Annotated in this window: 22 protein-coding genes; 13 read left to right on the forward strand and 9 right to left on the reverse strand. The window is 60.6% G+C overall.

Annotated features, from left to right (window positions below):
• Window positions 1–62 precede the first annotated feature (62 nt).
• From OQE56_RS01565 to OQE56_RS01605, 9 genes are all read left to right on the forward strand, one after another.
• Window positions 63–1,403 carry an outer membrane beta-barrel protein gene (locus tag OQE56_RS01565; RefSeq protein ID WP_267220863.1) on the forward strand — a complete coding sequence of 447 codons (1,341 nt, stop codon included), beginning with the start codon at window positions 63–65 and terminating at the stop codon, window positions 1,401–1,403.
• Entirely contained in the window at window positions 1,400–2,185 is a 786-nt protein-coding gene (locus tag OQE56_RS01570) for a serine aminopeptidase domain-containing protein (protein ID WP_267220866.1), read from the forward strand. The genes OQE56_RS01565 and OQE56_RS01570 overlap by 4 nt, the downstream gene beginning before the upstream one ends.
• Window positions 2,178–3,011 (forward strand): alpha/beta hydrolase family protein, encoded by an 834-nt coding sequence (locus tag OQE56_RS01575; protein ID WP_267220868.1) that lies wholly within the window; start codon window positions 2,178–2,180, stop codon window positions 3,009–3,011. The genes OQE56_RS01570 and OQE56_RS01575 overlap by 8 nt, the downstream gene beginning before the upstream one ends.
• Window positions 3,008–4,012 (forward strand): UDP-glucose 4-epimerase GalE, encoded by a 1,005-nt coding sequence (gene galE, locus OQE56_RS01580; protein ID WP_267220870.1) that lies wholly within the window; start codon window positions 3,008–3,010, stop codon window positions 4,010–4,012. The genes OQE56_RS01575 and galE overlap by 4 nt, the downstream gene beginning before the upstream one ends.
• The gene (locus OQE56_RS01585) at window positions 3,993–5,720 is read left to right on the forward strand and encodes a hypothetical protein (RefSeq protein ID WP_267220872.1); all 1,728 of its coding nucleotides are present in this window, start codon (window positions 3,993–3,995) and stop codon (window positions 5,718–5,720) included. The genes galE and OQE56_RS01585 overlap by 20 nt, the downstream gene beginning before the upstream one ends.
• Window positions 5,717–7,276 (forward strand): oligosaccharide flippase family protein, encoded by a 1,560-nt coding sequence (locus OQE56_RS01590; protein WP_267220874.1) that lies wholly within the window; start codon window positions 5,717–5,719, stop codon window positions 7,274–7,276. The genes OQE56_RS01585 and OQE56_RS01590 overlap by 4 nt, the downstream gene beginning before the upstream one ends.
• Window positions 7,277–7,278: 2 nt before the next feature.
• The gene (locus tag OQE56_RS01595) at window positions 7,279–8,433 is read left to right on the forward strand and encodes a GNAT family N-acetyltransferase (RefSeq protein ID WP_267220876.1); all 1,155 of its coding nucleotides are present in this window, start codon (window positions 7,279–7,281) and stop codon (window positions 8,431–8,433) included.
• A 210-nt stretch (window positions 8,434–8,643) separates the two neighbouring features.
• Window positions 8,644–9,849 (forward strand): DUF6531 domain-containing protein, encoded by a 1,206-nt coding sequence (locus OQE56_RS01600; RefSeq protein ID WP_267220878.1) that lies wholly within the window; start codon window positions 8,644–8,646, stop codon window positions 9,847–9,849.
• Window positions 9,850–9,869: 20 nt separating this feature from the next.
• The gene (locus OQE56_RS01605) at window positions 9,870–10,448 is read left to right on the forward strand and encodes a LysR substrate-binding domain-containing protein (RefSeq protein WP_267220881.1); all 579 of its coding nucleotides are present in this window, start codon (window positions 9,870–9,872) and stop codon (window positions 10,446–10,448) included.
• Between the two features lie 66 nt (window positions 10,449–10,514).
• Here OQE56_RS01605 and OQE56_RS01610 read toward each other — a convergent pair whose 3' ends face one another.
• From OQE56_RS01610 to OQE56_RS01620, 3 genes are all read right to left on the reverse strand, one after another.
• Window positions 10,515–11,156 carry a cysteine hydrolase family protein gene (locus OQE56_RS01610; protein WP_267220883.1) on the reverse strand — a complete coding sequence of 214 codons (642 nt, stop codon included), beginning with the start codon at window positions 11,154–11,156 and terminating at the stop codon, window positions 10,515–10,517.
• Between the two features lie 186 nt (window positions 11,157–11,342).
• A complete protein-coding gene (locus OQE56_RS01615; protein ID WP_267220885.1) occupies window positions 11,343–12,128 on the reverse strand; it encodes an alpha/beta hydrolase in 786 nt (261 codons plus the stop codon).
• Between the two features lie 83 nt (window positions 12,129–12,211).
• Window positions 12,212–12,916 carry a dienelactone hydrolase family protein gene (locus tag OQE56_RS01620; RefSeq protein WP_267220887.1) on the reverse strand — a complete coding sequence of 235 codons (705 nt, stop codon included), beginning with the start codon at window positions 12,914–12,916 and terminating at the stop codon, window positions 12,212–12,214.
• A gap of 168 nt (window positions 12,917–13,084) precedes the next feature.
• Here OQE56_RS01620 and OQE56_RS01625 point away from each other — a divergent pair, with 168 nt between their 5' ends.
• On the forward strand, window positions 13,085–13,690 hold the full coding sequence (locus OQE56_RS01625) for a TetR/AcrR family transcriptional regulator (RefSeq protein ID WP_267220889.1): 606 nt from the start codon (window positions 13,085–13,087) through the stop codon (window positions 13,688–13,690).
• Window positions 13,687–15,453, forward strand: a complete 1,767-nt coding sequence (locus tag OQE56_RS01630) for a helix-turn-helix domain-containing protein (RefSeq protein ID WP_267220891.1) — start codon at window positions 13,687–13,689, stop codon at window positions 15,451–15,453. Before OQE56_RS01625 ends, OQE56_RS01630 begins: the two co-directional genes overlap by 4 nt.
• A 325-nt stretch (window positions 15,454–15,778) precedes the next feature.
• Here OQE56_RS01630 and OQE56_RS01635 read toward each other — a convergent pair whose 3' ends face one another.
• Window positions 15,779–16,246 (reverse strand): ester cyclase, encoded by a 468-nt coding sequence (locus tag OQE56_RS01635; protein WP_267220893.1) that lies wholly within the window; start codon window positions 16,244–16,246, stop codon window positions 15,779–15,781.
• 237 nt (window positions 16,247–16,483) lie between these two features.
• On the opposite strand from OQE56_RS01635, the gene OQE56_RS01640 reads away from it, so the two are divergent.
• Both OQE56_RS01640 and OQE56_RS01645 read left to right on the forward strand, forming a co-directional pair.
• On the forward strand, window positions 16,484–17,458 hold the full coding sequence (locus OQE56_RS01640; protein WP_267220895.1) for a gluzincin family metallopeptidase: 975 nt from the start codon (window positions 16,484–16,486) through the stop codon (window positions 17,456–17,458).
• Between the two features lie 219 nt (window positions 17,459–17,677).
• Window positions 17,678–17,971 carry a TM2 domain-containing protein gene (locus OQE56_RS01645; protein ID WP_267220896.1) on the forward strand — a complete coding sequence of 98 codons (294 nt, stop codon included), beginning with the start codon at window positions 17,678–17,680 and terminating at the stop codon, window positions 17,969–17,971.
• 309 nt (window positions 17,972–18,280) lie between these two features.
• Here the strand turns inward: OQE56_RS01645 and OQE56_RS01650 are convergent, their stop codons facing one another.
• The 5 genes from OQE56_RS01650 to OQE56_RS01670 form a co-directional block, all read right to left on the reverse strand.
• Window positions 18,281–18,799: a hypothetical protein gene (locus OQE56_RS01650; RefSeq protein ID WP_267220898.1), complete on the reverse strand. Its 519-nt coding sequence runs from the start codon at window positions 18,797–18,799 to the stop codon at window positions 18,281–18,283.
• Window positions 18,800–18,936: 137 nt separating this feature from the next.
• Window positions 18,937–19,242 carry a hypothetical protein gene (locus OQE56_RS01655; RefSeq protein WP_267220900.1) on the reverse strand — a complete coding sequence of 102 codons (306 nt, stop codon included), beginning with the start codon at window positions 19,240–19,242 and terminating at the stop codon, window positions 18,937–18,939.
• 52 nt (window positions 19,243–19,294) lie between these two features.
• Window positions 19,295–19,738, reverse strand: a complete 444-nt coding sequence (locus tag OQE56_RS01660) for a hypothetical protein (RefSeq protein WP_267220902.1) — start codon at window positions 19,736–19,738, stop codon at window positions 19,295–19,297.
• Between the two features lie 133 nt (window positions 19,739–19,871).
• Entirely contained in the window at window positions 19,872–20,840 is a 969-nt protein-coding gene (locus tag OQE56_RS01665) for an SOS response-associated peptidase family protein (protein WP_267220904.1), read from the reverse strand.
• 247 nt (window positions 20,841–21,087) lie between these two features.
• Window positions 21,088–21,480 (reverse strand): RcnB family protein, encoded by a 393-nt coding sequence (locus OQE56_RS01670; RefSeq protein WP_267220906.1) that lies wholly within the window; start codon window positions 21,478–21,480, stop codon window positions 21,088–21,090.
• Between the last annotated feature and the right edge of the window lie 136 nt (window positions 21,481–21,616).

Genomic DNA, 21,616 nt, shown 5'->3' on the forward strand with positions numbered 1-21,616 from the left:
GGGGCAGCCACGCACGTGACTGGAGCGATTCCTACTGCGTTACTCCCGAAGGAGAAAGGAATATGGCAGTACGCACAACACTCGCTCGTTCCGTCGCCGTGGCGCTTGCCGCCTGTTCGGGTAGCGCCTGGGCGGGTCAGTTCAACTGGTCGCTATACCTTACCGGGGAGCACGCCGACAACGCGGCGCTGACGACCACCAATCCCATCAGCACCAATGTCATCGCGCCGGGCGCGACGTTCAGCTATCTGGAACAGGGCTCCACGTTCCAGGCCAACGTCGCCGGCAATGTGGAGTATCGCGACTACTCCAGCAGTGCGTTTAGCAGCCAGACGCTGGCGCAGATCAATGGCCAGGCCAACTGGTCGGCGATTCCCCGGCGGCTGGATGTCAGTGTGCAGGATGCCGCCGGCGTCGCACCGGTGAACTCGCTGGCTTCGAATTCGCCAGGCAACCAGCAGCAAACCAACGTGCTCGCCATCGGACCTACGCTGCATTTCAGGGTGGGCGAGGGTATGACCGGTGATGCGGAGCTGAAGTACATCAACAGCTACGCTTCCCGCGTGGATCAGTTCAATTCGTCACGTGGCGCAGGCGCGTTCCGTCTTTACCGCGACATCAGCCCCACCGATCAGATCTCGGGCAACCTGGAAGCCGAGCACGTTGACTTCGCCAGCACCACGGCAGGTTCCAACTACACCAACTACGCGGCCTACGCGCGTTACACCAGCCGCCTCACTGCGCTGGATATTGACGCCTCGCTGGGCTGGACCAAGATCGACTTCACCCAAGGCGCCTCCCAAAACGGACCGCTGGCTCGCCTCACGCTCGGCTGGCGCATCTCGCCCAAAAACACGCTGACCGTTAATGGCGCCTATCAGTACTCCGACGCCGCGCAAGACATGCTTCAGCCCTCCAACATCAGTATCGGCGGCGAGTTGGTGCCGCTGGAGCCGGTGACCGATGCCATGGACGCCGCGCGCGGCGGTATCGGCGTGGGCAATGTCGTCATCAGTTCCGATGTGTTCAAGGAAAGGCAGATTGCCGCGACTTATACCTATCGCGACGAGCTCCTCACCGTTTCGGTGACGCCGTCCTACAGCAAGCTCAACTACATCAATTCCACCACCTTCGATCAGGTGAGCAAAGGCATCGGCTTCACCACCGATTACAAATTGACGCAGAACATGTCGATTTCGGCCTTCGGCGAGGCGGGCCGAACGCATTACGAGACGATCACCCGTCGTGACAAAACCTATCGCTACGGCGCTGGCTTCAACCACAAATTCGCGCCGCACTGGAGCTGGAGCGCTACCTATGCGCGCACGATCCAGAGCAGTAACACGGCTGGTCAGTCGTATCACGCGAACGAGTACTTTCTGACCATGGTGTATACGCGATGACGCGCGTCGATAACGAATTGCCGTTCTTCTTCGGGCACGACCACGAACTGTTCGGCATCCATCACGCAGCCTCCCATCCGGGCGGCCGCGCGGTGTTGTTATGTGCGCCACTGGGGCAGGACTACATCCGATGCCATCGGCTCTATCGGCAACTGGCCGTTGCCTTGGCGGCAGAAGGGCATTCGACACTTCGGTTTGATTATTACGGCTGTGGCGACTCGGCTGGCGATAGCGACGAGGTGGATTGGCATCGCTGTCTTGCCGATACCGTAGTCGCTGCCAACGAACTTCGCGCGCGCAGTGGCGCCGATCAGGTACTCGCGTTCGGTGCGCGGCTGGGTGGCAGCCTGGCGCTGGCAGCGGCGTCCGCCGCCAACTTTGACGACGTGGTGGTGTGGGACCCGATCATTGATGGCCAGGCCCATGCCGCGACGCTCGACGCGCTGCAGGACGCCATGCGTCAGGACACCAAGCGCTTCGTTCGCCCTCGCGCTTCGGAAGAGGCAGCCGGTCAGTGGCTGGGTTTTCCAGTAAACACGCTGCTGCGGCAACAGATCGCCGGGCTGCGTGCGGGATGGTCGGCGGTGCCGTCGCTGCTGCTGGATTCGTTGGCCTCTGCAAAAGCCAGCGACTGGCGAGAGCTCGCCATACGGGATGCGCATGTCGCGCCGATCGAGCCCGCGACGCCCTGGGATGAGCTATCGCACCTGGAGACGGCCATTCTGTGCCATCCGCTGGTGCATGCCGTGGTTGCTCACTGGCGGGAGCACGCTTATGCGTGAATCAGCCTTCCGTTTCGGTCGCGCGGGCCATCTCATTGGCATTGCCGGTGTGCCAGCATCGCCCTGCGACGCCGTGGGCGTGATCGTATTGAACGCGGGGCTGGTGCACCGGGTAGGGCCGTTCCGCATGCACGTGGATCTCACCCGGCGTCTCAATACCATCGGTTACCCCACGCTCCGCTTTGATCTTTCCACCATTGGCGACAGTGGCGCCACGGGCGAGTCGCAGACGCGCAACCAGCAAATCTGCGCCGACGTGGAGGACGCCATGGCCTTGCTGCATCAGCAGGCCGGGTGCCAGCGGTTTGTGCTGGTAGGGTTGTGCTCTGGTGCTGATAAGGCCCACACCGCCGCGCGAGACCCTCACAGCCACGAAAAGATCAGCGGAGCGGTTTTTCTTGATGGGTTCGCTTATCGCACGCTCGGCTTCAAGCTGCGTCATTACCTGCCTCGCGCGTTAGACCCGCGCCGCTGGTGGCGGCGGCTGGCGCGTCAGTTGAACGCAGGCGGCGTGCAAGAGAACCCGGTGTTTGCGGTCGCGCCACTTCCTCAGGACGTGGTGAGCGCCGACCTGACCAGCATGGTGAAGCGCGGACTGAAGCTGTGCTTCGTCTACACCGGCGGCATCAACATGTACTTCAACCATCAGCGCCAGTTTCGCGAGTGCTTCGGGCCGGTGATGGCTGATCCCGCGGTTTCTTCGCGCTATCTCGAAGCCATTGATCACACCTATGCGCTTACCGGCGACCGGCAACGGCTGGTCGACCACATTGACGGATGGCTTCGCCACAACTTCCCCATTGTTCACGCAGGTGCGTCGTCATGAATGGAGTGCTTGTCACCGGCGGAGCCGGATACATCGGTAGCCATGTCGTACAGCAGTTGGTTGAGCGCGGCGAACGCGTGGTAGTCATCGACAATCTCTCATCGGGCTTCCCGGAAGCGGTACACGATGCCGAGTTGGTGGTGGGCAACGTGGGCGATCGCGCCTTGGTGTCGCGGGTATTGGCCCATCACAAGGTGGATTCGGTGCTGCATTTCGCGGCCCACACGGTGGTGCCCGAATCGGTCACCGACCCGGTGAAGTACTACGGCAACAACACCTGCAATACCTGCAATCTGCTGGCAGCCTCCACGGAAGCGGGGGTGAAGCACTTCATCTTCTCCTCCACCGCTGCCGTGTACGGCCTCACTGAGGGCGGCGTGGCCGACGAAGACACGCCGACCAGCCCCATCAACCCGTACGGCATGTCCAAGCTGATGTCCGAGAACATGCTGCGCGACGTGAGCGCGGCCAGCGATCTCCGGCACGTGATTCTGCGTTACTTCAATGTGGCCGGCTGCGACCCCTCCGGGCGTATCGGTCACTCGGCGCCGCACGCCACGCTGCTGATCAAGGTGGCCTGCGAGCACGCCGTAGGCAAGTGCGACAGCCTGTGCATCTACGGCACCGACTACAACACGCCCGATGGCACCGGCATTCGCGATTACATTCATGTGGAAGACCTGGCCACCGCGCACCTGAGTGCGCTCGACCATCTTCGCCACGGTGGCAGCTCGCTCACCCTCAACTGCGGCTACGGCCACGGCTACAGTGTGCGCGAGGTGATTGACGCCGTCACACGCGTGAGCGGCCGTCACCTCAACGTTATCGAACGGCCGCGCCGCACCGGCGATCTGGCCATGCTGATCGCACGCAGCAAACGGTTGCAAGACGTGCTTGATTGGCATCCGCGATATGACGATCTCGATTTCATCGTGCGCACCGCCTTTCTGTGGGAGCAGAAAATGGTGCAGCGTGCCGCCCATGTTGCCCGGGTTGCTTAAGGTGCCGCGCAGCTGGTGGCTGGGCGCCGCCGCGTTGTGTCTGCTCGCTGCCGCCGGTGTCAGTGCGGCGGCCCCGCACAAGGCCTCGCAGGGCGCATCAGGTTCCAGCAAGCCGTCATCGGAGGCCAGTGCGTCGGCGCCCGATGTACTGCCCGATCAACGCATCGTGTTGCACCGGAACGCCAGCAGCGGCTCGCCCGTGCTGGCATCGGTGGGCATACCGTTTCCGCCGGGCGTACTGACCGATCCACAACAGTTGCGCATCCTTGATGCCAAAGGCAACGAGGTGGCTGCCGCTGTACAGGTGATGCTGCGTTGGCACTTCAAAGACAACAGCATCCGCGCGGTGAGGGCACAATTTCATGCGCCACTGACCAGTGACGAAGAAACGTATTACTTCGCGATAGGCAAGCCACGCAAAGAGGAGATTGCGGGCTGGCCCTACGACGCGGGTCTGGTGGAAGGTCCGCAAGGTTTGCATGTGCCGGCGGTGCTGGGCACGTTGACGCCCGCATGGATGTCCGCCTCGTTGATCGCGGGGCCGCAACAGCCGGCAACGCCCGACGAAGCCTACGCCAAATACGTATCCCGCCAGTTCGAGTGGGCACGCAAACTGCCGGTGGATGATTTCTCAGCCTGGCTGTTCGATCGCCCCTCGGCGCTCTTCAAGGCATATATCCGCACCGGGCGTTTCGACTATCTGCAAGCCGCGGACGTCAGCTACCGCTTCTACATGAAATACATCAAGCGCGACGGCATACCGGAAAGTCCCAGTTGCGGCGGCGGCTGGACCTTCAATGACAAGGTGTGCGACGTAAAGTACGTCTACATCGAGCCGATTCTGCTTTCGGTCGCACTCACCGGCAACGACGCCGACCACGATGCCGGCACCGTCAACAAGATGGTCACGCTCTGGGCCAACGGCGGCTGGAACAACAAGCCCGGCCCGTATATCCGCCCGCAGGAATACTTCACTGAGCGCCTCGCAGGTCTCGGCCTCATCGAAACCGTGGCCGCCTACGAGCTCACCGGCAACAAGCACTATCTGGCGATGGTCAACGACCGCCTGGGTTGGCTCTACGATCACCAGCGCAACAACCCGGACAAGCTCGGCGATGACGGCTCCTGGCGCAACAGCTGGAACATTCACGAAGGCGACGACTGGAAACCCGAGACCGATGTGCGTGGTGCCTCGCCATGGATGAGCGAAAACATCGTCGATGGCCTCTGGCATGCCTGGCTGGTCACCGGCGACAAGCGCATTCCGGAGATGATCACCGGGTTCGGCCGCTACCTGGAAAAATACGGCTGGATCAGCGCCGATCTGCTGGTGCAGCCGCATGACTGGCGCAACGGGTGCTCCGGCGGCGGCGGCCAGATCGCCTGGTACTGGTCGTCATCGCACGCACCAGTGGAAGCCATCGAGAAAATCCAGAACTCCGAAGGGTGGTACAGCGACGGGCACAACGTGGAACTGGCACTGCCGGTGGCCGCTGCCTACTACTTCGAAACCGATCCGGCCCAGAGTGCTGCGCTCAAGCGCCGGCTAGACAAGCTTGCGTCGTCGTACAGCACATCATGCGCCGCCATTGACGACACCAAGCGCCGCTTCAACTGGAACAATCGCGGCAGTGCCGTGGTGCAGTGGCTGATTCGCCAGCCGCCCGGCAGCGGCGCCACCGCCGTCGCGCAGCGAGCGACGCCATGACGGCCGCGCGTCCCGCCAATCGCCGGCTGGATGTACTGCGCAGCATCACCATCGTGTCGGTATCGAGCTATATCGAGTTCGCGCTCGGCCTGTTCGTCAGCGTGTGGATTGCGCGCGCGCTCGGGCCCGCAGACTTCGGCCGTTATGCCTTCACCGTGTGGCTGTGCGGCTGGTTGATCGTGTGCAGCAACCACGCGCTCACCACATCGTCCACAAAGTTCATTGCCGAGGCCGACGGGGCAGGCTCTACCGCTGTTGCATCGCATATCGCGTATCGCCTGAACCGGGTGCAGCACGTCAGCACGGCCACCGTCATGCTGCTGTTTCTGCTCGTGCTGCTGGTCGCGCGCCCCACCGAATGGCACGACGCACTGCTGCCGGCAGCGGCACTGGTGGTGGTCGCTACCGTCAGCAAGGCCAATTACGCCATGTGGGTGGCTATCGCCAAAGGGCAGGAGCGTTTCGAAACGGAAGCCATAGCTACCGTGTTGGCAGGCATCATCGGGGTGGGGCTGGTGATCTCCGCCACGTTGGCCAATGCGGGGTTGCTGGCTTTCGTAGGCATCTTCACCATCTCATGTCTGCTGCTCAACCTCATCAACCGCATCGCGTACCGGCACTACTGCCAGCCGTTTACCGACGGCCCGGTGCCGGACGATTTGCAGCGGCGCCTTACCCGGCACCTGAAACTGACGGCCACGCTGATCCTCATCATGTCGTTCAAGGCGGGCACCATCGAGGTGTTTCTGCTCAACACATTTGCAACGTCGACGGCCGTGGGTTTCTTCGCCATCGCCGGTACCTTGACCAAGGGCGCCGTGCAGCTGTTCTCGGTGGGCCTCACCACCACATTGCTGCCCTACATGGCCAAATCCTTCGGCGAGCGCGGGCATGCGCACACCGTGCACTTCCTTGGCGAGGCCACGCGATTCTATTGGGCCGTGGGGTTAATGATCGCCGGGCTCGGGCTGGTCACCACGCCTGACATCGTCACGCTGATGTACGGGCATCGTTATGCCGATGCCATTCCCGCCATCGAGGCCATGCTGGTACTGGCAGGGCTGCTGTTGATTGGCAACGGTATCGCCGCGTATCAAACCGTGGTGGACCGTCAGGACGATCGCATTCGCATCGCCGTGATTTCGCTTTGCCTCAATGCCGCGCTTGGCATCCTGCTCGTGCCCGCGTTGGGTCTGCTTGGCGCCGTGCTGACCTATGCCGCCACTCGTCTTTCCGAACTCGTGCTCTCCATCTTCTACCTGCGCAAAGCCACCACCGGCGGCTTGCCCGTGGCCGCCATGGCACGCCTGTTTGGCGTGGGCGCCGTTGCAACGGCGGTAGCGTGGGCGGTGACCGCGTCCATTCCCAGTCTGTGGGCCTTCCTGCTCGGCGGGGCGGTATTCGTGGGCATCTTCGTACCCGCCAGCGTGCTCGTGCGCTACTGGGGCGACGATGACTTCCGCCTGCTCGCTTCCATCGCCAACCGTTTCGGCGCACCGGGGCGCATTGTCATGCGGGGGCTCAACAGTCTGCACGGCCAGGGAGCCAATACGTAGCCATGATGCCGCCCGTATCGGAGAGCACCACCTGCGAAACCATCCAGAGCGAAGCCGCCTTGCGCGAGCTGCGCGACGAACTCGCGCGCGTGGCCGATCACCCCGGTGCCGCATCGGGCATCGTGCAGCATCCCGACTGGTTGCTCTACGAACTGGAGTGGCGCGGCGACATCATGTCGCCGTACCTCATCGTCGTGCGCGATGGGCGAGGGCAGGTGATCGGTTACGCGCCCATGCTGGCCTACGTGCATCACGCGCGCGTGGCGCTGGGCAGTTATTACCTGCAGATCTATCGCGGCCGCGTACTGCGCTTGCTCGGCTCTGGCGTGGTCGCTGCGGAAGCGCATCGCGGACTGGTGGAACGGCAAGTGGCAACCGCGCTGCTGCACGACCGCCGGGCCCGCGTCATCCGCATCCAGGAAACCAGCTTGCCCAACCCGCTGGCCTACACCATGTCGATGGGCGCCCATCGCTTCTCCCTCGTGCAATCCAACATGCTCGACCAGTTGAACTGGAGCATCTACCCGCAACCCTCACTGGCCGACTACCTCGCCAGCCTCGGCTCAAAGAAACGCAACGACCTCTCGCGCCGCTTGCGCAATGTCTACAAGAAGCTCGGTGATCAGGCACAACTGCGTATCTTCGACACGCCCGAAAGCGTCGATGAATACGGCGCACTGATGAACCAGATCTACGCCCGCAGCTGGCACGCCGACGACATGCCCATCGACTGGCAAACACCAGCACGCCTGACGCTGTTCCGCAAACTCGCACAAGATGGCCGCCTGATCGGCCACATGCTCATGCTCGGCGCCCGCCCCATTGCCTACGTCCACGGCTACCGCCTCGCCGGCCGCTACCTGCTCGACGACACCGGCTACGACGAGGAATTCAGCTCGCTCGGCGTCGGCTCATCGCTGATCTTTCAGGCCGTGCAAGACGTGATGACACGCTTCCCCGGCGAAACCATCGACTTCGGTTATGGCGATAACCAGTACAAGCGCGTGCTGGCGAACCGGCAGACGCCGTGTGGTTCGCTTTATCTGGTGCGGGGCAGCGTGCCGCGTGCGAGGTTTGGGGTAATAGCGCCGCTGCGAAGCATTTACCGCAGCTTGCATGGGATGAGGCGGCGGGAGCAGGTCGAGGGGGCGGGTTAAGCCGAGCAAGGGAGGGCGCCTGCGATGCCCTCGGAACTCCAGGAGCCGACTGGAGTGTTGACCGGCAAATCGGTGGTCGTCAGGATTGCGAAGTATTACTTCTTTCACCCGGGGATAGGTCTGCTATAAGGGCCGGCAGAGGGAACGCCCATTTGGCCGTGGGCAATGGAACATGACGTATTGCACACTGATGTGCCGCGGGGGAAGTCTATGGATGTCCGTTCGCATCGTCGATTCGGCGATGCTTTGTATCAGTTGATCAGCAGCGCGTTGGTAGTTGTACTGCTCTGCGCTATCTGCCTAACTCCTGGAAACGTTCACGCTCAGTCCTACAGCGACCGCATGGCGTTGTGTCAATCGGATGAGACGGCGCACCCGACAGATGGCATTAACTATCGCTGGATTCCGTGCTTTGGCGCCAAGGCGTCTAACGGCTCCAACTACGTGTTCGAGTACTACGAGGCTCGGCCCGGTTCAGGCCCTTGGTCATCACCGATCAACATGAATGCGTGGCTGTACCTTGGCCCCATACCGGGCAAGGCCACAGGAAGCGGCTGCACCTGTGAAGGTGGCAAGGGAACACCTGGCGGGGAGACGGCCGGTCAAAATGCGTCCGCGCCTGCTGGCGGAAACCCCGTCATGGTTAAGGACCCGATCAACGCTTTTACCGGCAACAAGTACCAGCAGCAGGATGACTTCAACGGCGGCCCCTGGCTAACGCTTCGCCGCTTCTACAACAGCGACGCAGCCGTAGCTTCGACCGCCATGGGAGCTCATTGGCGGCACAGCTTCGACCAGACGATGCAAATTCAAGGCGGTAGTCCGGCAACGGTCATTACGCTGTATCGCCCGGATGGCCGGCAGGAAGTTTTTACCCGCCTCACTGCGCAATGGACGGGGGATGCCGACAATCCCGATGTGCTTGTCGAAAACGACAACGCACTGGGCGCGCCGATGAACTACACCGTCTACATCGCCGCGTTGCACATCTATGAAACCTACAGCCCCAGCGGTCTGTTGCAATCTGCCGTGGACGAGACGGGGCGCGGTATCACGTTGACCTACAGCACCGGGTCAACACCAACAACCATTGCACCGACGGCTGGTTTGCTGTTGAACGTCACCGAGTCGAATGGGCGCCAGCTTAACTTCACCTATGACACCAACGGCTATGTCCAGCAGATCGTGCTCCCCGATGGCGGTGCACTGACCTACAGCCACGATACCCTGCATAACCTCCAGTCCGTGCAGTATCCGGATGGCAAGACACGGCAGTATGTCTACAACGAGGTGGCGCAAACAGGCGGCACTAACCTTCCCAACGCGATGACTGGCATCGTCGATGAGACGGGCAGCCGATTCGAAAGCACGACATACGACAGCAGCGGCCGCGCGACCTCTGCCCCATCGCGCTGATGGGTGCGGGAGTCGCCGAGATGATCGCGAAGTATCTTCAGGAGAACCCTCAGGTTCGCGTCCTGGTGGACGCCACCAGCCGTCGTGTCGATCTCATCGAGGAAGGGTTGGATGTCGCCATACGCGTTCGCGTGCCGCCGTTGGAGGACACGGAACTGGCCGTAAGGCCGCTGAGCGTGTCGGCCAGGATTCTGGTCGCGAGCCCCGCGCTGTTCCAGCGCGACCACGTGCCAGACACGATCGAAGCCCTGACGGAGTGGCCGACGCTGTCGATGTCCAGCAACGGCGAAAAGGTCGTCTGGAACCTGCTCGATGCCGAGGGCAAGACCAGTACCTTGACCCATCAGCCACGCATGGCCACCGATGATCTCGCCAGCTTGCGCGTGGCAGCACTGCAGGGCCTGGGCGTGGCCTTATTGCCCAGAGAGCTCATCGACGCGGACATCAAAGCGGGTTGGTTGACTCATCTTCTTCCCCACTTGTCCACGACACCGGGACTGATACACGCTGTCTTCCCTTCCCGACGAGGGATGGTGCCCGCCGTGCGCAAGTTGCTGGATGCTCTGGTGGAAGGGTTCGAGAAGATGCACGGTCAGTGACGCGTTATCCATGATCTGGGGCTACGGAGACCTGCTTCCACGTCGGGCATGCCGCTCTCCCATGCCTCAGGCCGCGAGCTTCGCCACCATTTCTTCCGTCGAGACGACGGCGCTCGCGTAGGCTGGCACATTGAACTTGAGCGAGGCGTCCATCTCAGCCTGACTGAAGCTTCCGATCGCGTCTTTCACAAGGGTGACTTCGTAGCCAAGCTCTGCCGCGTATCGAACGGTGGACTCGATGCAGGTGTTGGCGCGCAGACCGATGACGATCACCTTGCGAACCCCGTGTTTCTTGAGCTGAAAATCAAGATCCGTGTTGGCGAAGCCGCTTGACAGCCAATGTTCCTGCGCGACAACGTCGCCGGGTTTGGGTGCAAAGTCCGGATGAAACGTACCGCCCCAGGTGCCGTCGGCGAAAACGTGATTCCGCGCGGTCGCCGCGCCGATCGGCGGAATGGTCTTCCAATGGGAATGTTGATCGGATTCGCGCCACCGATGATGCGGGGCGATAAAGATGGGGATACCGCGATCACGGGCGACGGCCAGGACTTGCTTCATATGTTCGACGACGTTGAATGCCTCAAGCGTCGCACGGCATAACGGATAGAGCTTGCCACCCTCGGAGAGGAAGTCGTTGTAGGGATCAACAATAAGCAATCCCGTCAGCTCGGGTTCGTAGGTCAGGTGGGGCTCTTGTGCGTCGGTCATTTCAATACCCTCAACGCATCGTTTTTCGTGTCGGTGTCACTGACAAATTCATCGTTGGTCGCGTGCGATCGATCAGGTCGTCATGTTGCCAAACGCCGCGCGACGGCTAAGCGAAGTGCCCGGATTCGGCCAGGCCGAGCATCTCCCGCCGTCGGCGGCGCACCCTTTCCACGTCGCGACTTTGTATCAGCGACTGGCCGTGGCCGACGCGGCCGACGCGGCCGATGTGGCCGCCTTCTCAATCAACTCGACGGTTTCATGGGGATGCGAGATATAGGCGACGTGGCTGGCCTTTACTTCGACGGTGGTGGCATTGGCACGTTTGGCCATCCTGCGCTCGTTGTCTGGATTGATTGACCGGTCTTCCGTGGCCACCATGTACCAGCTTGGTTTGGTCTTCCATGCCGGGTTGGTGATCTTCCCGGTGAATGAGTCTTTGGAGATCGGCACCTGCGACTGTGCCATGAGCTTGGCCATGGCTGGCGGAACGTCGGCGGCAAAGTCGGCGGCAAAGTGCGCCTGATCGATAAAGAAGTTGCCCAAGCTGTCCGGATGGATGGCCGTGGTGGCCGGCGGAATGACTTGCTCGATCGACCCAGCGCTCTCGCCAACATCCGGCGCGAAGGCGGCGATGTAGACGAGCGCGACGGCCTTCGGATCGTTGCCAGCCTCGGTGATGATGGACCCTCCGTAGCTATGGCCGACGAGAACGACAGGTCCGTCCATCGCCGCGATGGCCGCCTTCGTGTACTTCACATCATCCGCATAGGACGTCTCGGGCGGTTGCACGATGGACACCGTGTAACCGTCCTTCTCGAGCGACTTCGCCACGGCCGCCCAGCCGGAGCCATCGGCGAAGGCACCGTGGACCAGGACGACATTCTTGATGTGCGCCTGAGCTGGCGTGACAGAGCCGGCCGTGCCGCATACCAGCGCGGCGGCGAGTGCAGCAACCAAAGAGAGCCTTTTCATGATGTTTCTCCCGTGTATGTGCAGCGAACTGTCTGGATGATTCGTCGACGCCGGATCTAGCTCGCGGCAACGCCGCTTCCGGGTCAGGTGGCCTGCAGTTGATGGCGCAGGAACGCTTGTGTCCTGCCGTTCGCCAAGGTGGCGGCGGCTGGGTCGTAATGCGTACCGGTGTGGCGGGCGAATGCGTGATAACAACCGGGGTAGGTGAAGATCTCGACGTTGCGATGCGTTTCGAACGCATCTTTGATGAGCTTCTGCGCGTCCTTGGAGACGTACTCATCTTCTTCGCCCACATGCATGATCATGGGCGCCGTAACGTCACCTGCTTCGTCTAAAAAGCGCTCAGTCTGTCCACCGTAGTACCAGGCGGCCGCATCCACGTCCGTGCGCGCCACACTGAGGTAGGCCATCAGCCCACCAAGGCAGAAGCCCATGACGCCGGTTTTTCCGGTGCTGCTTTCCAGCTTTCGCGCGACGGAGATAACCGCAGCGATGTCACGCACGCCGCGGTCAAAATCATAGTGCTCATACAGGGCCAAACCCTTCTTCCATTCCTCACTGCTCCAGGCGTTGAGGTCGAGCCCCGGCGCGTCGCGCCAAAACAGCTCCGGTGCAATGGCGATAAAGCCCACCCTGGCAAGTTCTTCGCAGGTCGCACGCAGGTCCGCGTTAACGCCGAAAATCTCCTGCAATACGATGACGACCGGCGCCGGAAGCTGAGTGGGATAGGCGACAAATGCATTGAGCGTGCCATCCGTGACCGGAACCTGGATTGAAGTGGTGTTCATCGCCGGCCTCCCAGAGATTGGATGCCGTCATGAAGCTCCTTCAGGCCGGACGAAACCATGTCCTGGATGGCAAGGGACTACTTTCCAAAAGGCAAGTTTGGTAAACGACGGTTTACTATATGATCGCTAGCCAATGGACCGGTTAAACGTCCAAAGCGGATTACAGCGATGCGTTATCCGGCGAAACAGAAGCAAGAGACACGAGCTCGTTTGCTGGCTGCAGCGTCTATGCAGTTCAAGAAGAAGGGCTACGTAGCTACGACGATCGATGAACTGATGCAGGCGATCGGATTGACAGGAGGTGCGTTCTACGCGCACTTCGATTCGAAAGACGCCATCTTTGCCGAACTCATCGAGAAAGACTTGGCATGGTCGCGGCAGTTGCTTGGTGCGCAAACGGCGGAAAGCCGAGAGCAGTGGGTGACTCGGGTACTTGATACTTACCTGAGCGTCGCACACGTGCGCAATCCGGAATTAGGTTGCGCGATTCCCGCGCTGGCGGAGGACGTTGCACGAGCCACCCCCAAAGTGCGGCGCGCATTTGAAACATCCTTGCTCACGCTGCATCAGCAATGGACACCCCGCTTCGGCAGTTCAGATTTGGCGTGGTCCGTTTTGTGCCAGCTCGTCGGGGCGATTGTCGTGACGCGCGCCATGGACTCCAAGGACGTGATCGAATCGGTCATCCAGGCCAACAAAGACCAGATTCGTCGGGTTGCTCTCCCTCGATCGAGAGCAGGCAAAAGCCGACCGGAACGAGGTGAGGCGCCATGAACAAGCTGCCGCAGTTGACCCGACGAGAACAGGATGTACTGGGAGTGCTGTGCGAACCGCTTAACCACGGAGGCGCCTTTGTCGAGCCAGCCTCCATACGGCAGATCGCCGACGCCCTCGGTGTTAGTGATGCTGCGGTGAAGCAGCACCTAATCCATCTGTACGACAAGTTCGGCATTTTTGAGGGCGAAGCGCGGCGGCGTGTTCGCCTCGCCAACCTGGCCTTCGGTGCTGGTGCAGGTCGCTGTGCGCGCGACGTTCCTACACCCGAGGGACCGGCCGCTGAGCACTTGATGGCGGGTCGGGCGGCAGCAAGGGCACGAAATTGGCCCCGAGCCTTCGAGCTGTTGAGCCTGGCCGATCAATCTGGCATGGCACTGTCACCGGAAGATCTTGAGGCCTTGGGCGAAGCCGCGATGATCACGTCGCGTCACGACAGATCCGTGGAGGCACGGCAACGCGCGCACGCGATCTATGTGCGCGATGGCGAGGTGCTCCGCGCCGCGATGGTCGAACTTGCCCTGGTCTTCAACTACGCCGGCCGACTCGATTTTGTCCAGGCGTCGGCTTGGTTCTCCAAAGCCGCACGCGGCTTGGCTGATGTTCAGCCGGAACGCGCGCACGGTTACCTGGCCGTGACCGAGGCACTGTTCAAGCTAGGTGGAGGTGATGTTGACGGGGCGCTGGCACTGGCACGCCAGGCACACGCCGTGGGCGACCAGTTCGGCGACGCGGATTTGCAGGCCCTGGGGCTCGCGTTCCAGGGACAGGCGCTTGCACAGATGGGCCAGATGGACCAGGCAGCGCCGTTGCTGGATGAGGCGATGGCCAGTGCCACGTGCGGTGAACTGGGGCCGCTGGCCACGGGCCTCGTTTATTGTCGGACCCTGTGCGCCTGCCTGGATGCGTTCGATTACTGCCGCGCCCGCGAGTGGACGAAGGTTATCGATCGCGCGGCGGAAGACCACTGCATGAGTGGATTCTCGGGAGACTGTCGTGCGCATCGAGCGTCGATTTTCTCGCTTCGTGGCGATTGGGTGGATGCGGAACGCGAAGCCGAGATCGCGTGTGCGGAGAAAGAAAGAATCGATCTAAGCCACAGTGCGATCGCAAACTATGAAGTGGGAATGATTCGACTGCGACGCGGCGACCTGGAGGAAGCCTCTGCTCGGTTCCAACGTGTGCATGAGCTCGGCGTCAGCCCACAACCGGGTCTCGCGCTTCTGCTCGTGGAACGAGATGAGCGAGACGCGGCGACGGCGTCCATTCGCACGGCCGTCGAAGAGACGCCGCCGAACAGCCTGCGTCGTGCCCGTCTTCTGATGGCTCAAGTGGAGATCGCTGCCTTGGTTGGCAATGCGGCCTTGGCGCAGGCCGCCGCGTACGACCTAAATCGTATTGTGTCGAGCCAGTCCAGTTTTGCACTGAAAGCATTCGCGAAAGGTGCAACCGGCATCGCTGCGTTGACTGACGGCGATGCGGCGGCGGCTCTGGGACCGCTGAGGGAAGCCTGTCAGCTCTGGCTACGTGCTAGCGCACCCTACGAAGCAGCTCGAATCCGAATGCATTTGGCTTCAGCACTGTGCAAGCTGGATGACGAGGCATCAGCCGGTCTTGAGCTTGATGCAGCGCGCGCCGTTTTCGAGCGACTCGATGCATCCCCGGACATCGCTCGTGCAATGGCCGCCAAGGAGCGATCCCGAAAGGGGTTTTCCGAGTATGGGAAGCAAACTGGCCATAACCCGCTCCCTCAAAGGAAATGAGGCAAGGAGCGCGCGCACCGATCGCTTTTTTGGAGCAGGGTGCTATGCCCGTTTTATCCGGGGTAGGACAGGAGTGCTCGCCTTAGGATCATGCGAAGTATCGGTGTTCCGAAAGTGCGCCGCCCGGATCGATCCGCTCCGTTCGCGGCGACGATCAGGAGCGTTCGCGAGATCCGACGTACTTGAAAAGGAGGATCATCTGGATTTGATCCGTGTAATTGACTGAGCGACCCGGCGGAACAAAAGAGGCCCACACTCGCGTGCGGGCCTCTGACTAGTGAGCCATGAGAGGCGCTTGGCATCGACCTTCGTCAATCACGTGAGATCAAGCATCACCGTGTTGGCCGGCCGCCCCGATAAGACCAAGCTGAGTGAGAGCCGTCACGCCGTCGTCGAGGCCAAGTTCCTCCACGATCTTGCCGTCAATGACTTTCAGCACCGTGGTGCCCGTGAAATGCATTTTGCGACCGGTTGCGGCAGGCAGACCGCCAACGAGAAAGTCGTTGAAGGCTGGCCCCGTGTGGGTGCCGCCGCCTTCCCATTGGCCGACGACATAGTCGCCCTCGGCAATCAGATCGGTCGTACCCCAGAAGTTGAGGTCGGGAAACGCTGCACGGAAATCCCTCATGAACGCCTTGATGTCGGCGTGTCCGCGGCGCGGCTCGTGCATTGAGTACCTGAGCAACATGTCTGGTGAGGCGATGTCATCGATGACCGCCAGGTTGACATTCTTGCCCCAGAATTCAGTGAACCAGCGAGCGACGATCGCCTTGTTGTTCTCTTCATTGCCCATCGGAGTGACTCCTGAACTTAGGTGGGATGGCCATCGAAGTCAGTCGATGACCTGGGCGAAAGACTAGGCAGCCGGCGCGCGTACGACACTCCGATTCTTGCGCTCGACTCAAACAACCTCTCATCGCGCGCAGGGTTGCTGTAAAGGGGCAGCAGTCTTCGATGGACGGCAATGCCCCTGCGCGCGCAGTGGAGGTTTGGCCTGGGTGTACAATTTCCTCGTTCCAGGAAGGTCAGCATGAAGCGCCGACAGTTCCTCCATGCGGTTGCAGGCGGCACCATCATGGCGTCGTTGTTTCCCGGTGCGCTCCTCAGCCAGGAATTTGGCAATGCCCGTGATGTTTATAAGGCATTGCAAGGCCCGCCTGATCTAAAGATGACCGTCAATGGCGGCGACATCTTTGTGACGTTCGCCGGCGATTTATCCGAGCCGCAGCGAAAAAAATTTGTCGCATGGATTCAGCGGTCCGCGGTGGCCGTTTCGACCTATTTCGGCCGCTTCCCGGTCGACCGCGTTGGTTTGCTTCTCGTCCCAAACGCAAGCGATCGCATTGGTCCGGCAACGACCTATGGCTTCGATAGTTCAGCCATTAGCGTCCATGTTGGCCGAGAGGTCAGCTATGAGCTGCTTCAGAGCGACTGGATGCTTGTCCACGAGATGGTTCACCTTGCCTTGCCGAATGTGCCGAGACGAAGTGACTGGCTGCTCGAAGGAAACGCCACCTATGTCGAACCCGTGGCGCGCGCTCAGGCCCGCCAGGTTCCGCCACAGGAAGTATGGCGATGGGCGGTCGAAGACATGTCCAAAGGACAGCCCGGTCCCGACGACCAGGGTCTTGATCACACCCATACATGGGGCCGAACTTACTGGGGCGGCGCCATGTATTGGTTAATGGCGGAGATCAACATTTACGAGGAGAGTGGAGGGCGCCACATGCTCAGGGATGCGCTACGCGCGATCAATCGGGCCTGCGGCGGCAACACGGCGTTCTGGAGCGTGGAGCGCGTAACTGCCGTCGGTGACGCGGCGGTTGGCGTCAACGCATTGGCTGCGTTGTATGACGCGATGAAGGATCGTCCCACTCACGTGGACCTTGCCGGCGCTTTAAAGCGATTGGGTGTCTCAGAGGTCGGCGGAGCTATTCGGTTCGACGACAGCGCTCCGCTAGCCGCTCTTCGACGCTCGATTACCGCCGGGTCGCAGGATGGTTGATGGCTGGACATTTTGGTTAGCCAATTCTGAGCAGGGCGACTAGGGCAAGTTATCAGGGGTAGGGTTACGACCTGATGCATCGATGCCGCAGTGTGTCGCCGAGGCGCTCAGTCGAGCGCACACGCACGCGCTTCTCTAAAGAAATCCTCCGGGGTGCCGATATCCCTCGGTTAGGGAGCGAGTGCGCTTGGTATTCAGCAACGAGGGAAGGAGAAGAAAATGGCATTGGTTTATTGCAGGGAATGCGGCAAGCAGGTATCGGAAAGCGCGATCACTTGCCCGGGCTGTGGCGCATCGAATGGCAAGCGTGGCACGAAGAGTCACATCGCTGCCGGCATTCTGGCGCTGCTCCTCGGCGGCCTTGGGGTCCACAAGTTCTATCTGGGACGCCCCGGCCAGGGCATTCTCTACATCCTCTTCTGCTGGACGTTTATCCCCTCGTTTGTCGCCATGATCGAAGGGATCATCTATCTCTGCACCAGTGAGCAGAATTTCCAGGCCAAGTACGGCTAATTGACTGGCTTCGTTTGACACTGTCACGGAGTTCGCGTCGTGCCGACGCGACTCCTTGTGTCACCGATGCTGGATCCAAGCGCCTGTAGCGCAGAAAAGACATGTTGCAGGGTGCAGCGGATTCCACTTTACCCTCAGCGCCAGCGGGCACGCGATTCAGAACGCTTTCGGCGCGGCTATCGAACTCAGCTCGCCTGCCGAGTTGGGTCGACAGAAGCGGGCTGTCCTCTTGACGCGGCAATAAATTCCGAAAGTGCACTCTGACCCGGGTTTTGGTACCGCAAAGAAACCCGCGTAACTGCGGGTTTCTTATTTGCTCGAAGCATCCAAAGACTCTTCAGGGTAACCCCGGACAACTTTCGTCAACAGCAACCCTGAGTGTTGGAATTGGCGGTCATCTTCCGGAGTCTTATCTTTACTCATGGCTTGGTAGTAGATGCCAAGAGCCTCCCATCCTTTCTGGCCAGCGTTGTAGAGCTCAGCGTTTGATGCATCTCCGTAGCGCTTGAGTTCCGCAAATGCCTTTTTGTGGTCGTTGAACAAGACTGTGCCTTGTGCAATTCCGACTCCGCCCCACCATACATGCGCCTTGTGTTGATCTTGCATGCCACGGGACAATCGGTCGGCGGCACCGAGGATAAAGTAGAGGTACCGAAGCTTCTGTTGGTCGTCGTCAAACTCGACGACATCTTTGCCTGTCGTCAGCATCAGATGCTGAAGGTTCAGGAAGTTCTGAAAGTGCCCATTGAAGAACGCAAACTCCGAATCATTTTCTTTGTCGAAGTTCACGCGCCTTGTTTTATTGAGTAGCCGATAAAGAATACCCACGCCTGGATCCCATTCCATTGCTCGAAGCGACGGGGTCACCGTCGTTGCGGTTGACATCGTGATTGACTGAAATGCGCCTAGGGCGCCGCTTTCCTGCGCAACTCATTGCCCCCCACTGCTTGTGAGGAACTGTGGCTTTATGGCCTCGTGGCATTCCACGCGACGATGCGCAAGCTGAGCACGATGTCGCTCAGCGCGTAAAACGCAACGCCAAAGATCAGGCTGCTCAAGATGATGGCGATGCCCGGGAGGGAGTTCTTCTCTTCTGCAATTGCCATGATTCCTCCGAGGGCGCCGAGACCAGCGACGGCAAACCCGACGAACTTCAGAAAGTGGGGCAATTCCCGACTCATGCGTGGTCGGTGCGTGGGTTGTGGTTGTGCCACCGGTGCTGCGGATGGCTTGGCGGGAAGCCGGGGTGGCGTGGTGGTTTGTTCGGACATGGTTTTCCCCTGTGGTGAATTGCTCCCCATCCTGCAGAGCAGTGGGCTTAATTCAAATGCCCAACTGGCGATAAAAGTCGCCGTTCTTTTGTTCCATCTGCTCGTGGTGTTCCATCAGGCAGTCCATCGCCACCGACAACAGTTGATGGTCGACATGGTGGAACGGGTAGCGATGACCGTTCTCTTCCACCTCGCGCAAAATGGTCGCCAGGACGAACAGCAACGCGTAGCGTTTGGATTCACTGTCCGGGCCGGGTGTGTTCTCTTCTATGGACAGCCCCGTTGCACTGACAAAGGCTGCGATGGCGATCTTGTGGGGCTTGGGGCCCGAACGACCTTCCATCACGTCGGGCGTTTGTGCCCACACGGCTGCGACCAGATGGTTCGCATAACTGGTGGTGGGAAACTCGAGGAGCCCGTGCTTTTTCTGGTGGTCCAACAGTTCCTGGATAATCGTGGCGGCCTGTGCTTTCCGCCACATCGTGGTGATACCCATGGTGCGTCCCATGCTTGTGGCGCACCCCCTGGCACGCCCCGGCGCATCATCGCAAAAACTTGCGACACGGGGAAGCAGAGAGGTCCGCGGCCTTTTTGGTTTCAGGCCCTGCAGTGCTGAACTCGCTGGAGCGCTAGGCCGCCAGCTTGTGCGCGTAATACGGTCGCGCCCGGTCATCCAGAATGGCGTACTGCGCTTCCAGATTACTCGGATCAGGACTGAGCCATGGATCGATGTGCTCTGGCTTGATGGGAATAATGCAGCGGTCGTGACCTGCTTCGATCACTTCGGGCGGCGGCTCGTCGGTGATGGCGGCAAAGGAGAACAGGTCGGTGCCGTGGTCACCATGTGGTGACATGTTCCATAAGCAAGCGACGAGCATTTCTTGCGGCGGCTGCGGATCGAATTCGAGGATGACGTTTTCTTCTTCCTCGCCGGGGCGGAGCTCTCTGCCTTCCATCTTGTGTCGGGAGACGTTCTCGTAGAACTTCGTCACGATCATGATGCCGTGATGGTGGCCAAAGAGCTTGCCCCATGTCTCTTCGAGCTTGTCGCGTCGCGCGTTATAGGTGCCCGGATATTTTCGCTCGAGCTTTTCGTCCCAGCCGGGCAGGCGGCATTGGTAGCGCATGGGGACCACGATGCGCTGGCCGTCTTTCTCGATCATCACCGGGGCATAGCTGCCCGGGTAGATGCGCGAGTCGTCAGGTTCTGGCTCGCGGCGTAAGAGGTCGTCGAGGTTGCGCTCGGCGGCTTTGATTTTCTTCTTGGCTATGCGCTGGTCTTCGGCGGCTTTCTTGGTGGGCTTGGGGCTGGCCAGTACGGCTTCGGCCTTGGCGAGCCGTTCGGTTTGGGCGGCATGCTCAGCCTTGAGTTTCTCCTCAAGTTCGCGATCGCCCTCAGCGACTATCTTGGCGAGTTCAAATCCTTCCTCGCCGTGAGGTTTGCGGAATGCCTCGCGCATGGCCTTGGGAATCTTGGTCCAGCCGCCGTCTTTGCGCTTCTCCCAGAACAGCTCAACGAATCGTTTGAGGCTGATGATGGCGCCGTACGTACGGACGAACTTGTCGTAGTCGGCTTCGATCTGAGCGGAGTAGCACATGGCACGACCCCTGACGCGGGGACGGTGCCCCGTGAAATCGCAGCATACTCTCCAGCTAGATCGCCCGGCGTCATTACCTGCGGCTGGTATCCGAAAAAGGGGGCAGGGCGCTTGTTCTTATCCTTGGAAAAAGCGCCCTGACTTACGACACCCGCACCGTTGTTCGGATGGAACAGGTATGCAGTTCAGCTGTCACTAGCGTCCATGGCTGATATGGATCGAAGCGTCAGAGTGGCGCTGCCGCCAACTAGAACCCCGTAGCGACGTCAATGATGACTCCGTTGGATATCAACGTGAGATAGAACTGACCGCCTTCGGCGCGCACCCAGCGATAACCAGGCTCAGGGCGACGCAGGTGATAGCGATCATAGTCCGTTACGTAGTACTCGCGTCCGTAGTATTGGTCCGGCAGGCGATCACCTTTCTTGTACCAGCCCTTGTGCTCGCCATTGTCGTGGCGCCCTTCGTCCTTTGGGTTGTGACCGTGGTCGTCGCGATCTGCATGCTTGTCGTAGCCGTGGTCGTCGCGATCTCCATGCTTGTCGTAGCCATGGTCGTGCTCATCTTGCGGCGAGGCTACGGTCAGTCCACTGCTGGCAAGCAAGACTGCCGCGATGGCAAAGGAAAGAAAGCGTTTCATATGGCCTCCTTACTTTGAGGTGGAACATTTCATGGGCGTCGCAAGGTACTTGCGAAGTTCCTGCCCAAACGCCCACGACCCGGAGGAACAACATGGCACAAAAACACGTGCCCGCGCCGGTGTTCAAGGCGGGCAT

Source organism: Dyella silvae (genome assembly GCF_026421305.1).
In the GTDB taxonomy this organism is placed as follows: domain Bacteria; phylum Pseudomonadota; class Gammaproteobacteria; order Xanthomonadales; family Rhodanobacteraceae; genus Dyella; species Dyella silvae.